Source organism: Carnobacterium divergens DSM 20623, from assembly GCF_000744255.1.
In the GTDB taxonomy this organism is placed as follows: domain Bacteria; phylum Bacillota; class Bacilli; order Lactobacillales; family Carnobacteriaceae; genus Carnobacterium; species Carnobacterium divergens.
The window spans coordinates 1,529,341-1,544,256 of record NZ_JQLO01000001.1 but is presented as its reverse complement, the minus strand read 5'-3'; the positions used below and the strand labels follow the sequence as shown (position 1 = coordinate 1,544,256).

General features: G+C 35.0%; 13 protein-coding genes. 9 read left to right on the top strand and 4 right to left on the bottom strand.

Annotated elements, in window-relative coordinates; translation table 11 throughout:
* Positions 1-160 precede the first annotated feature (160 nt).
* The 6 genes from BR52_RS07515 (at position 161) to floT (ending at position 8,836) form a co-directional block, all read left to right on the top strand.
* A complete protein-coding gene (locus BR52_RS07515; protein WP_034571019.1) occupies positions 161-1,012 on the top strand; it encodes a GRP family sugar transporter in 852 nt (283 codons plus the stop codon).
* 132 nt (positions 1,013-1,144) lie between these two features.
* Positions 1,145-2,536, top strand: coding sequence for an amino acid permease (locus BR52_RS07510; protein WP_034571017.1), 1,392 nt, complete (start codon positions 1,145-1,147; stop codon positions 2,534-2,536).
* Positions 2,537-2,653: 117 nt separating this feature from the next.
* Positions 2,654-3,355, top strand: coding sequence for an ABC transporter ATP-binding protein (locus tag BR52_RS07505; RefSeq protein WP_034571014.1), 702 nt, complete (start codon positions 2,654-2,656; stop codon positions 3,353-3,355).
* Positions 3,356-3,370: 15 nt separating this feature from the next.
* On the top strand, positions 3,371-6,676 hold the full coding sequence (locus tag BR52_RS07500) for an ABC transporter permease (protein WP_034571011.1): 3,306 nt from the start codon (positions 3,371-3,373) through the stop codon (positions 6,674-6,676).
* A 148-nt stretch (positions 6,677-6,824) separates the two neighbouring features.
* The gene (locus tag BR52_RS07495; RefSeq protein WP_034571008.1) at positions 6,825-7,340 is read left to right on the top strand and encodes an NfeD family protein; all 516 of its coding nucleotides are present in this window, start codon (positions 6,825-6,827) and stop codon (positions 7,338-7,340) included.
* A gap of 38 nt (positions 7,341-7,378) precedes the next feature.
* Positions 7,379-8,836, top strand: a complete 1,458-nt coding sequence (gene floT / locus BR52_RS07490) for a flotillin lipid rafts scaffold protein FloT (RefSeq protein ID WP_034571005.1) — start codon at positions 7,379-7,381, stop codon at positions 8,834-8,836.
* A 19-nt stretch (positions 8,837-8,855) separates the two neighbouring features.
* Here floT and BR52_RS07485 read toward each other — a convergent pair whose 3' ends face one another.
* Together BR52_RS07485 and BR52_RS07480 are read right to left on the bottom strand one after the other, a co-directional pair.
* Entirely contained in the window at positions 8,856-9,449 is a 594-nt protein-coding gene (locus BR52_RS07485; RefSeq protein WP_034571002.1) for an FUSC family protein, read from the bottom strand.
* Positions 9,450-9,479: 30 nt separating this feature from the next.
* Positions 9,480-10,112, bottom strand: a complete 633-nt coding sequence (locus BR52_RS07480) for a hypothetical protein (protein WP_034570998.1) — start codon at positions 10,110-10,112, stop codon at positions 9,480-9,482.
* A gap of 136 nt (positions 10,113-10,248) precedes the next feature.
* Between BR52_RS07480 and BR52_RS07475 the strand changes: the two genes are divergently transcribed.
* On the top strand, positions 10,249-11,229 hold the full coding sequence (locus BR52_RS07475; RefSeq protein ID WP_034570995.1) for an aromatic acid exporter family protein: 981 nt from the start codon (positions 10,249-10,251) through the stop codon (positions 11,227-11,229).
* A gap of 272 nt (positions 11,230-11,501) precedes the next feature.
* Here BR52_RS07475 and yeiL read toward each other — a convergent pair whose 3' ends face one another.
* Positions 11,502-12,164 (bottom strand): transcriptional regulator YeiL, encoded by a 663-nt coding sequence (yeiL, locus tag BR52_RS07470; protein ID WP_034570992.1) that lies wholly within the window; start codon positions 12,162-12,164, stop codon positions 11,502-11,504.
* A gap of 97 nt (positions 12,165-12,261) precedes the next feature.
* Here yeiL and BR52_RS07465 point away from each other — a divergent pair, with 97 nt between their 5' ends.
* Positions 12,262-12,894, top strand: a complete 633-nt coding sequence (locus BR52_RS07465; RefSeq protein WP_034570989.1) for a DUF6198 family protein — start codon at positions 12,262-12,264, stop codon at positions 12,892-12,894.
* A 141-nt stretch (positions 12,895-13,035) separates the two neighbouring features.
* Here the strand turns inward: BR52_RS07465 and BR52_RS07460 are convergent, their stop codons facing one another.
* Positions 13,036-13,968, bottom strand: a complete 933-nt coding sequence (locus BR52_RS07460) for a helix-turn-helix transcriptional regulator (protein WP_034570986.1) — start codon at positions 13,966-13,968, stop codon at positions 13,036-13,038.
* A gap of 267 nt (positions 13,969-14,235) precedes the next feature.
* Here BR52_RS07460 and BR52_RS07455 point away from each other — a divergent pair, with 267 nt between their 5' ends.
* Positions 14,236-14,880, top strand: coding sequence for a type 1 glutamine amidotransferase family protein (locus tag BR52_RS07455; protein WP_034570983.1), 645 nt, complete (start codon positions 14,236-14,238; stop codon positions 14,878-14,880).
* Positions 14,881-14,916: the final 36 nt, after the last annotated feature.

Genomic DNA, 14,916 nt, shown 5'->3' with positions numbered 1-14,916 from the left:
TAAGTTCTTCTATCAATGTAGCATATTTTTTACTAAAAAGAAAAGCAACCTTCATTAATTTGAAAATTTTATTAAGTTTCCACAGTAATTTCTTGTTGTGTGAACGTTTTCTCTGTTATGATGAATAGATAAGTTTATTTTTAGAGGAAAGAGGTTTAGTATGGATATTTTAATTGCAATGATACCCGCAATAGCATGGGGAAGTATCGGTTTGGTAAGTAATAAAGTCGGTGGAACTGCTTATAATCAAACACTTGGAATGACTATTGGCGCATTTATTTTTTCAATTGGAATTTATTTTGTTTACCAACCTGCGATAGATATGAAAGTTATGATTGCAGGAGTATTGTCGGGCTTATTTTGGGTACTTGGTCAACAGCAACAATTTCAAAGTATGAAATATATGGGCGTCTCAGGGGCCTTACCTATTTCAACTGGAGGTCAATTGATTGCGAATACATTGGCTGGTGCTATTTTATTTGGAGAATGGCAAACGACGAGAGATTTTAGTATTGGAACGATAGCCTTAATTATTTTGATTTTAGGTGCCAGATTTACAGCTGTAACAGATCATAAAGAAGAAGGAGAAAATCACCAATTGAAAAAAGGATTGCAAGCAATTGCTATCTCAACGATTGGGTATGCCTTGTACACGATTACCGTTAAAGCTGCAAATGTAGATGCTATAGCAGTTATCTTACCTCAATCAGTAGGTATGCTAATTGGTGCAATTATTTTCTCTATTAAACAAGATGTTTTGAACAAATATACGGCTCGTAATTTGATTACAGGTTTGCTGTGGGCAATTGGAAATATTTTTATGCTGATAGCTATGAAAAAAATCGGTTTAGCCGTTAGTTTTTCACTTTCTCAAACAGGAATTATTATTTCAACATTAGGTGGAATTTGGTTGTTAGGTGAAAAGAAAACCAAACGTGAATTTCGCTATGTCATTATAGGCTGCTTATTAGTGATTGCTGGTGGCATGCTACTAGGATATTTGAAAGCATAAACCTTTTTAATTGAATGTGTAATTTATAGAAAAATTATGTTAAACTAAGAGCGTTCTGAAAAAAATTCAGAGCGCTCTTTTCAAAAGTATTTGATGAAAATGAAATTATTCTCTTAAAAGGTAGGAAATTAAATGAGCTATTTTAGAAAGAAAGAAATTGATCCAACTGTTCACCAACAGTCCAAGCTAAAAAAAGAATTAAAAACGTTTGATCTGATTTTGCTAGGGTTAGGTGCGATGGTTGGGACAGGTATTTTTGTTATTACGGGAACAGCAGCAGCTAAATATGCAGGACCATCTTTAATTATTTCGTTTGTGATTGCGGCTTTTTCATGTGCACTTTCTGCATTGTGTTACGCCGAATTTGCTTCAAGAGTACCGATTGCAGGTGGAGCTTATTCTTATGCGTACACCATCTTTGGTGAATTGGTAGGCTGGATGACGGGATGGCTTGTACTATGTGAATATTTATTAGCAAATGCATCCGTTGCTTCTGGTTGGTCTGGGTACGTTCATGGTTTTTTAGAAGGTTTAGGTATTCCTTTTCCAACAGCATTGACTGCGTCGTATAATTCTGAAAAAGGAACCTATGTAGATATTATTGCTGTACTGATTACGTTAGTTGTCATGTATTTAGTGATGCAAGGAGCCAAGAAGGCCTTACGTTTAAACAATGTGATGGTAGCAGTAAAATTTGGTTTAATTGTTTTATTTTTAGTTGTTGGTATTTTTTACGTGAAGCCAGAAAATTGGACGCCTTTTGCACCGTTCCAATTTAAAGGAATTGCCACGGGAGCAGCCATTGTTTTCTTTGCTTTTTTAGGCTTTGATGCGGTAAGTATGGCAGCTGAAGAAGTTGAAAATCCGCAACGGGACATTCCAAGAGGGATTATCGGTTCATTAGCAATTGCGACGATTCTCTATATTGTTGTGACACTTGTTTTAACCGGAATGGTTCCTTATTTACAATTAGATGTTAAAGATCCAGTGGCTTTTGCAGTTCGTTTTATTGGACATGATTTAATTGCAGGAGTTATTTCAGTGGGCGCTATTTTGACGTTGTTAACAGTATTAATTTCAATGATGTACGGTTTAACCCGAATGATTTATGCAATTGGTCGTGATGGTTTATTGCCAAAAACATTAAGTAAAGTTGATAGTAAAACAAAGACGCCAAAAAATGCGACGATTTTAATCGGAATTGTCTCAGCTGTTTTAGCAGGAGTGATTCCTTTGGAACAATTAGCCCAGTTGACGAATATTGTGACGTTGATGGCATTTGCAATAATGGCAGCAGGAATTATTAAACTTAGAAAAGACTACGGTCAACCGTTAGTCAATGAATTTAAAGTTCCATTTGTCCCAGTATTTCCAATTATTTCAATGGCTGTTTGTTTTTACTTAATGATTCAATTAGAAGTTAAAACGTGGATTGCCTTTATTATTTGGTTGGTTGTCGGTTTCTGTATTTATGTTTTATATGGCTATAAGCACAGTGAACTTGGTAAGATGAATAAAAAATAAGGATATGAATAAAATCGTTAAAGAAGAGTCTTTTCTTTAGCGGTTTTTTGTGTTTATATAATGATTTTTTTTATGGTAAACTACAATAGAAGAAACTAACAATAAGAGGGTGACAAGATGGCTTTTGTGAAAATGAAAGATGAATATAAACGTTATCAAATGGGGGACAGTGTCATTACCGCAAATGATGGCATTAATTTTGAAATTGAAAAAGGCGAGTTTGCCGTTATTTTAGGACCAAGTGGTGCTGGGAAATCAACTGTATTGAATATTCTTGGTGGAATGGATAGCGCAGATGAAGGACAAGTATTCGTTGATAATGTCGACATTGCCACCTTTACTAAAAAGCAGCTAACGACTTATCGTCGAAATGAAATAGGTTTTGTATTTCAATTTTATAATTTAGTCCCTAATTTAACGACCAAAGAGAATGTTGAATTGGCAAGTCAAATTTCTCCTCGTGCAATGGATGCAACGGAAGTTTTGCAACAAGTCGGTTTAGGGGAACGGTTAAATAATTTTCCAGCTCAACTTTCGGGAGGCGAACAACAACGTGTTGCGATTGCTAGAGCATTAGCTAAGCAACCTAAATTATTGCTCTGTGATGAGCCAACAGGAGCCTTGGATTATGAAACGGGGAAACAGGTATTAAAGCTCTTACAAGATACCTGTATCAACACAGGAACAACCGTCATTGTGATTACGCATAATTCTGCAATTGCTCCAATGGCAGATCGAGTGATTGAAATCAATAATGCGAAAGTTCGAAGTGTCAAAATTAACGAAAATCCAGTGTCTGTTGCAGACATTGAATGGTAGAAGGGCAGTGAGAAGATGAAAAAAACAGCACTTCTAAAAGATATTTTTCGTGAAATATGGCATACAAAGGCGCGTTTTTTATCTATTTTTGCCATCATAACGCTTGGCGTTGGTTTCTTTTCAGGTATCAAGGCTACAGGACCGAATATGATCGATACTGCGGACCATTATTTTAAAGAAAAAAATCTAATGGATGTCAAAGTTGTTTCTACCTATGGGTTGAATAATGAGGATTTAACCTTACTCAAAAGTATAAAAGGTGCAGAGGTAGCAGGAGGCTACAGCCAAGATGTCTTTTTAGGAAACACAGGAATCGTGACGAAGGTGATGTCCTTACCAGAAAAAACGACAATGAATGATTACCGAGTAATGAAAGGCCGTTTACCAGTAAAAAAAGGTGAAATAGCATTAGATTATACTGAAAAAATGCAGCAGACGTTTAAAATTGGCGACAAGGTCAGTTTGACTTCAGAAGGAGATAAAACCAATTTAAATAGTGTCTTTAAGACGGTTGACTATCAAGTTGTCGGGTTTGTAAACAGTCCTCAATATATTGAAACTTTTCAACGAGGTAGTAGTACGATTGGGAAAGGAACAGCAGATGCTTTTGCTGTTATTCCAGAATCAGACTTTAAATCGGATCTTTATACAGAAGCTTATTTGACCTTTGATACTACCAAAAAATTAGCGGCTTATTCTAAAGAATATGAAGATCAGATTGACAATGAAATCAAAGCTGTTGAAAAGAAAATTAACCAACGTCCTGAAGAAAGACTAGCAGAACTTAAACAAACTGGCGCAGAAAAAATAACTGATGGAACCACTAAAATCACAGAAGCAAAACAACAATTAGCAGATGGTCAAAAACAACTTGATGAAGCAAAAGCAAAGCTAGTTAGCGGGGAGTCAGACTATCAAACAGGACTAGAAACGTTTCAGTCTGAGATAGCAAAAGGCGAAGCAACGCTAACTGAAAATCAAGCAAAGCTTACTTCAAGTCAAGCAGAGCTTGAAGCAAATGAAACTCAATTAAATGAAGGGAAAAAACAGCTTGCGGCTGCCCAACAAGAATTAGCAACGAAAAAAGCAACGGCGATTGAAAGCATCAATCAAGGTCAGAACCTTGTCACATCTATCCGAGACAGTTTAAAAGTACCCATTGCCTTAGTTCCAGAAGCAACCAAAACTACTTTAATCACTAGTAGTACACAAGTAGATAAACAGTTGGGAGAACTAATTGCTGCCTACTTTGCAGGTGCAGTATCAGCTCAAGAGGTGACGTTCTCTCTTGATACAATAGAAGTAAAATTAAGCGCTAGTCAAACAGAATTAGACCAAGCAGAGTCTGCGTTAAATCAAAAAGCGACAGAATTAGCGAATGGAGAAACGGCTCTTCTTAATGGAAAAACACAACTTGACGCTGGAAGAAGGGCTTTATCAGAAGGTCAACAAAAATTAGCTTCTGAAAAAGCGACGGGTGAAAAAAAATTAGCCGAGGTAAGAAATCAACTAGATGAAGGAAATAAAGAATACGAGTCAGCTAAAGCTGAATTTGATCAAAAAAAACAACAAGGAGAAGCTGAAATAGCCAAAGGCGAACAAGAGTTAGCAGAAGCAAAAGAGCAGTTAACTACGTTAAAAAAACCTGAATATTTTGTGATGGATCGGACTTCAAATCCTGGCTACGAAGAATTTAGTGATAATGCCAATCGAATTTCAGCCATTGCACAAGTCTTTCCAGTCTTTTTCTTTTTGATTGCTGCCTTAGTGAGTTTAACGACGATGACTCGAATGGTTGAGGAGCAACGACTTCAAATTGGAACGTTAAAGGCACTAGGCTATACAAGTTTTGATATTTCTAAAAAATTCCTGATTTATGCCTTATTAGCAAGTGGTAGCGCGAGTTTGATTGGATTGTTTATTGGTTATCAACTCTTTCCAACAATTATTTTTAATGCGTATGGGGCCCTTTATAACTTACCGGCTATTCGAATTACCTATTATCTAAGCTACGGAATTCTGTCGTTAGTAGTTGCACTATTTTGTACGGTATTGCCTGCTTTAATCGCCACCAGAGTTGAATTAATGAGCAACCCTGCAGCTTTAATGCGTCCTAAAGCACCTAAAAATGGCAAGAGAATTTTGTTAGAGCGCATAACCTTTCTTTGGGATCGTTTTAATTTTATTGAAAAAGTAACCGCTCGAAATTTATTTCGATACAAACAACGAATGCTGATGACGGTTTTAGGTGTGGCAGGTTGTACGGCTTTAATTTTAACTGGATTTGGTTTAAAGGATTCAATTGCGGATATTGCAGGATTACAGTACGGTAAAATTATGAAATACCAAGCAATTGTTGCTTTTAATCCAGATGCTAAACAAGCAGATAAAGAAAAATACAATCAGTTAATTACAGACACTAAAGAAATTAAACATCAATTAGCAGTTAATCAAGAAAATTTTAAAATGGAAAAACAAGGAGTCAATACACAAGAAGTGACGCTGTTTACTCCAGAAAAAACAACAAATTTCGATCAGTTCGTCCTTTTGAATAATCGTAAAACAAAAGCCAAAGAAGAAATTTCTAAGCAGGGTGGCGTGATTACTGAAAAACTTGCAAAATTATTTGATTTAAAAGTAGGCGACAAACTTTCTATCAAGGATACAAACAATAAAACATATTCCTTGAAGGTTACAGGAATTACTGAAAATTATGCAGGCCATATGATTTATATTAGTCCCACTTATTATCAGAAACTCTTTAAAAAAGAACCTCCCTATAATACTCAACTATTAAATTATAAAGCAAATCAAAAATGGGAAGATCAATTTGGCACTCGATTAACGGAGAATGGAAGTGTCGCACGAGTAACCTTTGTTGACCGTGTGGGCAGCTCCTTTAAAGACACCATGTCCAGCTTAAATATTGTGACTCTGGTATTGATTATCTCTGCGGCAGCACTTGCTTTTATTGTGTTATATAATTTAACCAATATCAATGTCTCAGAACGAATTAGAGAACTTTCAACAATCAAAGTTCTCGGGTTTTACGATGGGGAAGTTACGATGTATATCTATCGCGAAAACATTATCTTAACCATGATGGGAATTGTGACAGGATCCTTTTTAGGTATCTTCCTTCATGGATTTGTGCTACAAACCGCAGAAGTTGATATGATGATGTTTAGCCCAACCATAAAAGTGTTAAGCTACGTCTATTCGGCAGCTTTAACATTCCTATTCTCTGGAATTGTGATGTGGGCAATGCATTTGAAATTAAAACAGATTGATATGATTGAAGCCTTAAAATCAGTCGATTAAAAATTTAAAAGGGTTATTAGAACAACTTTGTTTTAATAACCCTTTTTTTCACGTTAATGTTATTCCTTATATTGTTATTTTAACGAAAATGATATCTTTCTCATAAAAAGATTGATACAATATTTAATATAGAGGGGATGTGAAAAAAATGTTGTGGGGATATAGTTTGGAAACTATTTATTTTTACGTATTAATTGTAACCGCATTATTAGCCGTGGTTAGTTTTTTTATTGGAGACATTATCAATTTTGATGGCCCTATTGATCCGGTTTTAATTGTTCCTTGGTTTGCATTTATCGCTTTGTTTGGTTATTTAGGAGAAGCACATACTGAATTTCATAGTGGACTCATCATACTTACCAGTGGGATCCTTGCTTCTATTATTATTTTTTTACTGAATTTCTATTTAATTGTTCCATTAAGAAAATCTGATGCAACTCTTTCTTCATCTGAAAAGGACTTAGAAGGTCGAGTGGGAACGGTGATTACACCGATTCCACTAAAAGGGATGGGCGAAATCAGCATTAAAAGCGTCACTGGTTCGATCACAAAGCCGGCAAGCTTGTATCAACCTCTTGCGGAAATTAAGGCAGGAGAAAAAATATTGGTGATTGAGATTAACAATCGAGTTGCCTACGTGATGCCGTACGAAGAAAATTTTTAAGCGTGAATAAAATTGAAAGATGAAAAGGATGGGGAAAAATGTCAATTATAGTAATTGGAATATGTGGTTTTGTTGTGTTAATGTGTTTGCTAGTTTTTATTTCAAAATACCAAACAGCAAATCCAGATGAAGCATTAATTGTCAGTGGAAGTTATTTAGGTTCAAAAAATGTCTTTAAAGACGATGCTGGCAATAAAATTAAAATTGTTCGTGGTGGCGGTACGTTTGTGATGCCCGTTTTTCAACGATCAAATCGTTTAAGCTTATTATCAAGTAAATTAGATGTTTCAACACCAGAAGTCTATACAGAACAAGGCGTTCCAGTTATGGCAGATGGAACATCGATCATTAAAATTGGTTCCTCTGTTGAAGAAATCGCAACAGCAGCAGAGCAATTTTTAAGTAAATCTCGTGAAGAGCTAGAAAATGAAGCAAGAGAAGTCTTAGAAGGTCATCTACGTTCAATCTTAGGTTCAATGACAGTCGAAGAAATCTATCAAAACCGTGATAAGTTTAGCCAAAGTGTTCAAGAAGTTGCCAGCGTTGATTTGGCAAAAATGGGCTTAGTTATCGTTTCATTTACCATCAAAGAAGTACGGGATAAAAATGGCTATTTAGATTCACTTGGAAAACCAAGAATTGCGCAAGTAAAACGAGATGCGGATATTGCCATTGCCGAAGCAGACAAAGAAACACGTATCAAACGTGCGGAAGCTGAAAAAAATTCTAAGAAATCAGAATTAGAACGTGAAACAGAAGTCGCCGAAGCATTAAAAGAAAAAGAATTGAAATTGGCAGCGTACAAACAAGAGCAAGATATTGCCAAAGCGAAAGCCGATCAAGCCTATGGGTTAGAAAGTGCAAAAGCACAACAAGAAGTAACGGAACAAGAAATGCAAGTAAAAATCATTGAGCGTCAAAAACAAATTGAATTAGAAGAAAAAGAAATCACTCGTCGTGAAAAACAATATGACTCAGAAGTGAAGAAAAAGGCGGATGCAGATCGTTACGCACAAGAGCAAGATGCACTTGCAAATAAAGCTAAAGAAGTAGCTGAAGCCGAAGCGGATCAATTCCGTGTAGAAGCAATGGCAACAGCCAATGCAAACCAAGTCCGCTTAGAAGGACAAGCCTTAGCCGAAGCTATTTTAGCTAAAGGTCAAGCCGAAGCCGAAGCAAAACAAAAAATTGCTGAAGCCTTCAAGGAATATGGCGAAGCAGCAATTCTTTCAATGGTTGTTGAAATGCTACCAAGCATGGTGAAAGAAGCTGCACAACCAATGGCAAATATCGAAAAAATTACTGTAATTGACAACGGACAAGGTGAAGGCAGTGGTGCAGGAGCCAATCGTGTGTCAAATTATGCTACCAATCTTTTAGCGACAACTCAAGAAACCTTAAAAGAAACAACAGGATTGGACGTTAAAGAATTAATTGAAAAATTTGTTTCAAAAGCGCCACAAACAATCCATCAGGATATTCATCAAGATAAATAAACCAAAAAAAACCAAGAAACTAATCAGTTTCTTGGTTTTTTTTTTCGTTTTCTTTTTTAGTTAACAAAACATTCAGTTCATTTTCTTCTGTTTGAATGTCAGAAAGTTCTTCTTTAAGATCAGCTACTTCTTCATGAGCAGGGACCTTAATTAAGTGATTGACAGCAACGGCGACAAATGTACCAATAAAGGTATCAAATACACGCTCTAAGGCATAAATAATGGTTTCATTAGGTGGAATCGAAAAATAAATAATTAATAAAGTAGCAATAGCCCCAATGATTCCAGAGTTATAATTGATACCATCGCAAATGACAATAATTAACATAACAGCTACTGGAACCCCAATGACTTCAAGAATAAACAAGTTACCAGACGAACGATAAAGTAAAATAAACAAAGCAGCCAATAAAGCGCCAAGTGTATTCCCTAAAATCCGCGATTTCCCAAATTTTACAGTTGTTTCCATATCTTGTCTTAATGCAAACACAGCAGAAAGCGAAGCAATCATTGCTGTTCCGCGACCACTATAATGAAATAATAGGATGCAAACGGCAACAGCAATTCCTGTTTTAATTGTTCTCATCCCTAATCTGAAATTTCCAAGTTCCATCAATTCATCACACTTTCACCTATAAATTTATTACTCAACAGCCTTATCTAAAGCGTTCATACTCGCATTTCCAGAACTTAAATCAGCAGTAAGAACTTCTAATTGTTGGAATAAAGCGCCATGTGCTAAATTGATTTTACTTAAATAAGTAGCAATGTCTTCTTGACTCAAGTCAGCTTTGTATTTTTTATAAAAAGTTTCTTCGCTTTCTTTAGCTTCTGTTGCATAATGAGCGAATGCTTCATAGGTTTTATTTAATTGTGTTAAGGTAGCAATTGCTTGGGTTACATCCTCTTTAGGCAAATCCACTGCATTTTTTTGTTGATAATCTTCTAAGGTTTGAATCGTTTTTTGAATGTTTAACATTTCGTCTTGAACGATAGTCAGCTCTTTTTGACGCGCTTTGAAATTTTTCCCAACTGCGCCTTTTTGTTTAGAAATCAAACTTTCAGAACGTGAGCTTTTCAAGTCTTTCGCCAAAGCGTCCATCATCTCATCTTCTAAAGTCTCAAATTTCTCTAAAGAAGTGTCAACTTTTTTTAGACTAGCTAAGTTTTGTTGAGCGATTTCTTGTGTACCCGCCCGTTCCTGAGAATGACCACAAGCTCCAAGAATGACAAGTAAGCAGCCTGTTATCAAGATCGTTAGTGTTTTATTTTTCATAAGAAATCCCCTTTAACACGTTAAATTTTATAGTACTAATAATATAGTAAAATCAGATAATTGCAAGTTCACAAAAAAGACTATAAGAATAAATGAAAATCATGGTATGATAAAAGAAAAATGCAGGAGTGAAGCCATGAAAATTGGATTACGTACAATTAAAACAGCCTTAGGAGCTGCTATTGCGATTTTTATTGCAGATTACTTAAAGTTAGACTATGCCGTTTCAGCCGGAGTGATAACGATATTAAGTGTTCAAAACACAAAGAAAAAATCCATTACTTTAGCAGGACAACGCTTCTTATCAACCGCATTAGCCATTGCCATCGCTATTTTCTTCTTTTTAATAATTGGATTTAATCCAGTATCATTTGGCCTTTATTTATTAATTTTTATTCCAATAGCTTCAAAACTTCAATTAACAGACGGTATTGTCGTTAGCTCAGTTCTCGTTACACATCTCTTGATAGAAGAAAGTGCTTCTTTTCACTGGGTTTTAAATTGTTTTTTATTAATGTTTGTCGGAGTAGGAACAGCAATTGTATTGAACCTATACATGCCTTCTAGTGAAAAAAAATTAAAAGAATTGCAATTGATGATTGAAAAAGACATGAAATTGGTACTCTTGGACTTTTCAAAAGCCTTAAAACACGTTACGGAACCTCATCAATTAGACGCTTCTTTGCAAGAATTGAATGTTACAGTATTAAAAGCAGAAAAATTAGCCATGGAACAATTTAATAATCGACTGTTTGATCAATCCTATTACTACATTAAATATTTCGATATGCGAAAAATGCAATTGTATGTCTTAAAACAAATCAAAGTAGACATTACCTTGTGTCAGTTGCCAACGGAGCAAAATAAGAAACTAGCAGAAATTTTTGTGGCTACAGCAGAAAGTCTTCATGAAGACAATCCTGTCATCGAGTTATTAGAAGAAATCAAAGCGCTATTTGATTATTTTAGAAATAGCCCGTTGCCAACGACGCGACCTGAATTTGAAAATCGTGCGATGTTGTTTCAAATGCTGAATGACTTTAACTATTTTATTGAAATAAAAAAAGTATTTTATGAAGAATTTCGAACGGAAAGACAGCTTACACAAGAAGAATAAAGAGGGAAGGGACTTATAAAGTTAATTTCTAAGAGGTTATAAAAAATTAAATCGTCTTTGCAAGTCAGTAAAGAGGTTGGGACAGAAGTATTTGACTCCGATAAAATAAGAGGAAATTCACAAAGATTGATCTTCAATTTTTTATGAATTTCAAGTTATTTCAGAAGGAGTCACTTCTGCTCCAACCTTATATTTGGATTACATATGGCGAAGACGTGACTAGAAGAGTTAATTATGTCACGGTATGTTTCTAATGTAGTAAATAGTGATCATTAATGATTCATTTCGTTTATAAGCTTTTTTAATTGTACCTTATTGATTAGATAGCCCTTGTCTTCTTTGATCAAATAACCTTCTTCCGTCAGTTTTTTTAAGACATGTGTATAGTGCCTATAACTAACGCCAAGGTATTCTGCAATTTCAACGTGTTTTTCATGGTAAATGCCATTCATTTCAGCTTGTAAAATAATTTCTGCCAGCCGATATTTTAATTCATAGGATTGATTTCTAGAAAAATGCTCTACACGAATAAGGAGTTTTTCTCCGATGTATTTGGCTATTTTCTTGAAAAAAAGCCCCTCTGATTTTTGAATTTCCTTCAATGGTATAGCCAAACAAACTGTATTACCTATCGCTAATACATCCTTAGGTACCTTCTCTGCTCCAACTACTGTTAAATCTCCAATAAAATCTCCAATTGTTAAAAATTGAAGCAAGTTTCTTTTCCCATTTTCGTGAGTAATATAAATTTTTGCTCTGCCTTGCAGTAAAAAGAAAAGCTGGTCTAACGGTTTCGTTGCTTGCGTAATATATTCATTATTTTGATATTCTCTGATTTTAGCCATGTCTAGCATCTGATTTGAAAAATAGCGCTGCAAGCTTTCAAAATCAGTCGTGTTTAGTCCTGGATAAACTTGTAAACTAGTTTCCTTCATTTTTCCACCTCAATAATAGGAGATATCTCCTATTATCATAGCATACTTATCGTTTATACTGAATAGGTAAGCCAAAAGGATTAAAGGAGTGTTTCTCATGAATAACATCATTAAAACGTTTGCTTTTTATATCTTAAGTGCTTTTGGTATCAGTCTAACCATTAAAGCCAGTATTGGGGTAAGCAGCTTCAACTCCATGAATGTCGCATTAGCTGAAGTCTTTTCTATTAAAGTTGGTACGATTACAACCGCGACCAATTTAGGGTTCCTTTTATTGTGCCTTCTGCTTTCTAAGAAAAATATTTTAAAAGACTATCTGCTCATGTTTAGCGCACTTATTTGCTTTGGCATCGTCATTAATTTTTTCCTCTATGATATTCTTGCTAGCTTTACCCTTAATACTTACTTCTTAAATGTTGGTCTCTTTATTCTAGGTACAGTTATTGCTGGTTTTGGAACGGGACAAGTATTAGCGATTGGTGTTCTTAAATTTCCAATCGAAAAATTTTGCGAATTAATGGCTACTAAAACTGTGCATTCATTTGCTTGGTATCGTTATGGGCTTGATATTTTTTTTGTACTCACTTCACTCACACTATCATTTTTATTTCATTTTCCAATTTTAATTAGAGAAGGAACCTTAATAAGTTTGTTGCTATTATCTGGCATCATTTCTTGGTCAAAAAACTTAAGCTTAAACAATAAAAAAGAGATTGAATCAGAAGTGTAGTGACCCCAAAAGTTAGAACGAATAGAAAAATTAATTGGCGGACTGAAGTCGGTATTGTACTGGATTTAGCCTAGCCAATTTTTCTTAAAAAGAATTAAAATTTTTTTATAAATTCTATAGCTAGCTCTATTTTAAGAACGATTAATTTTCATACATAGTAGCTAATTCATTCACTCTACGCTTCATTTCTGTGCGAATATGTTGTGGCTCTAAACATTCACATTTATTTCCAAAGCTGAAAAGAATAGTGTAGTAATAGTCGTTTTCGATGAAAGGAAAATCAACAATATAATGCTCATCCCCGTCTGGTGCAAATTGTTCATAAGCACAAAAATCAAGCACTTTGTCCATAACGGATTGATGAATCCGAATCTGGATAGTTTCTACCATTGTTGCCACCTCATTAGTAAAATCTAACTGAGGTTTTTCAAAATCGCGTGGTGTAAAAAAAGTATCTTCCAGTTGTAAATTAGACATCCGAAACAATCTAAATAAGCGGAAATCATTTCGTTTCAGGCAATACCCATGCACATACCAATGGCTATTTTTCATTACCAATTGATAAGGCTCCACTGAACGAGTAGTTTTATTTCCATAGCGATCTGCATAGTCAAAGGATAGATTATTTTTTTCATGTAAAGCTTTTTTGATCATTTCTAAATAATTTTGTGCATCTCTTCCACCCATCCATGGACTTAAGTCTATATAAATTTGGTTTGCTTTTAGTTCAATATCTTTTGCGCTGTTAGCAGGAATAAAACTTTTTACTTTTGCAAGTGCATTTGACAGTTCCTTACTTTGCATCATATTAGAAATATTGGAAAGCCCCATTAAAATAGCAGAAAGATCATTAGTTGAAAATGTTTTTCGATCAATCTTATAATTTGGCATAATCTCAATACCGCCTCCCACACCGGATATCGATCGAACAGGAATGCCAGCCATGTTTATAGCATCTATGTCACGATAAATAGTGCGAAGAGAAACTTCAAACCTATCCGCTAATGTTTGTGCACTAATGCGTTCCTTATCGAGGAGAACCATAATAATACTAATAAGTCTTTCAACTTTCATCTAAAGAAGCATCTCCTAACTGATTTTTTAATTAGTGTATATTGTTGACATCAGGATGTCAACAATAGCTTGATATACTAAGGAAGTAAAGGAAGGAGGGGAAGTTCATAAAAAATGATTATTAGTCGATTATCTTCCAATAGCAAAAAGGAAAGATTTTTTCAATAAAGTATAGAAACGATTATTGCTTAAATATCTTGTTTATTTAAGCCTAGTTTTATCTTAAGAACAGGCATTAGCAACAAATTAAATTTGGAGGGGATTTTTATGGCTACAGTTTATATTTATGTTTTGGATACATTAGCAGATTGGGAATTGGGGTATGTTACTTCAGAGTTAAATTCAGGTCGCTTTTTTAAAGAGGGCGAGCAACGACTATCGCTTAGGATGGTTAGTTATTCTAAGGAAACCATTCATACAATGGGGGGACTTGCAATAGAGCCAAATTATCTAATTGAGGATATTGAAGTGAGTGAAACGACTGTGCTATTATTACCAGGCGCAGAAACATGGAGTGATCCAAAACATGGCGCCATTATCGAAAAAACAAAGGAACTTCTAAAAGTAGGTGCAACTGTGTGTGCTATTTGCGGTGCTACTGCTGCCCTTGCAAATGCGGGTCTATTGAATAATCGTCCTCATACAAGTAATGGATTGGAATTTCTTGAAATGGTTTCTCAAGGCTATAAAGGACAAGGCTTTTATATAGAAACCCCTTCTGTAGTGGATAACAATCTAATAACGGCAAGTTCCACTGGCGCTTTGTTATGGACAAAACAAATTATTGAACATATAGGGGTTTTTCAGTCCAGTACATTAGAATTTTGGTATGACTATTTTAGTACGGGCAATCCTAAAGACTTCTTTGCTCTCATGGAGACATTACCAGCTAACCATGAAAAATTAAGGTAAACAAAGATGTAGTCGTTTAGTAGTAGAGAGCGTCCT

Coding starts and splice junctions, on each gene's coding strand:
- BR52_RS07515 (WP_034571019.1), top strand. CDS start 161: ATGGATATTTTAATTGCAATGATACCCGCAATAGCATGGGGAAGTATC.
- BR52_RS07510 (WP_034571017.1), top strand. CDS start 1,145: ATGAGCTATTTTAGAAAGAAAGAAATTGATCCAACTGTTCACCAACAG.
- BR52_RS07505 (WP_034571014.1), top strand. CDS start 2,654: ATGGCTTTTGTGAAAATGAAAGATGAATATAAACGTTATCAAATGGGG.
- BR52_RS07500 (WP_034571011.1), top strand. CDS start 3,371: ATGAAAAAAACAGCACTTCTAAAAGATATTTTTCGTGAAATATGGCAT.
- BR52_RS07495 (WP_034571008.1), top strand. CDS start 6,825: ATGTTGTGGGGATATAGTTTGGAAACTATTTATTTTTACGTATTAATT.
- floT (WP_034571005.1), top strand. CDS start 7,379: ATGTCAATTATAGTAATTGGAATATGTGGTTTTGTTGTGTTAATGTGT.
- BR52_RS07485 (WP_034571002.1), bottom strand. CDS start 9,449: ATGGAACTTGGAAATTTCAGATTAGGGATGAGAACAATTAAAACAGGA.
- BR52_RS07480 (WP_034570998.1), bottom strand. CDS start 10,112: ATGAAAAATAAAACACTAACGATCTTGATAACAGGCTGCTTACTTGTC.
- BR52_RS07475 (WP_034570995.1), top strand. CDS start 10,249: ATGAAAATTGGATTACGTACAATTAAAACAGCCTTAGGAGCTGCTATT.
- yeiL (WP_034570992.1), bottom strand. CDS start 12,164: ATGAAGGAAACTAGTTTACAAGTTTATCCAGGACTAAACACGACTGAT.
- BR52_RS07465 (WP_034570989.1), top strand. CDS start 12,262: ATGAATAACATCATTAAAACGTTTGCTTTTTATATCTTAAGTGCTTTT.
- BR52_RS07460 (WP_034570986.1), bottom strand. CDS start 13,968: ATGAAAGTTGAAAGACTTATTAGTATTATTATGGTTCTCCTCGATAAG.
- BR52_RS07455 (WP_034570983.1), top strand. CDS start 14,236: ATGGCTACAGTTTATATTTATGTTTTGGATACATTAGCAGATTGGGAA.